Below are 362 nucleotides of genomic sequence, written 5' to 3'. Positions count from 1 at the left end.
GCCTCAGCGTCAGTTTCAGTCCAGAAAGCCGCCTTCGCCACCGGTGTTCCTCCTAATATCTACGCATTTCACCGCTACACTAGGAATTCCGCTTTCCTCTCCTGTACTCTAGTAACATAGTTTCCAATGCACCCCTGGAGTTGAGCCCCAGTCTTTCACATCAGACTTATCTTACCGCCTACGCACCCTTTACACCCAGTCATTCCGGATAACGCTTGCCCCCTATGTATTACCGCGGCTGCTGGCACATAGTTAGCCGGGGCTTCTTAGTCAGGTACCGTCATTTTCTTCCCTGCTGATAGAAGTTTACAATCCGAAAACCGTCTTCCTTCACGCGGCATTGCTGCATCAGAGTTTCCTCC

At 51.1% G+C, this 362-nt stretch carries 1 rRNA gene; it reads right to left on the bottom strand.

From position 1 onward, the window contains the following. Window positions 1–362, bottom strand: a 16S ribosomal RNA gene (locus EII32_RS11815); the annotation flags it as partial.

It is taken from the genome of Prevotella sp. OH937_COT-195, assembly GCF_003932845.1.
Lineage (GTDB): Bacteria > Bacteroidota > Bacteroidia > Bacteroidales > Bacteroidaceae > Prevotella.
The sequence above is the reverse complement of the archived record's forward strand: the minus strand, read 5'-3'. Positions and strand labels throughout refer to the sequence as shown.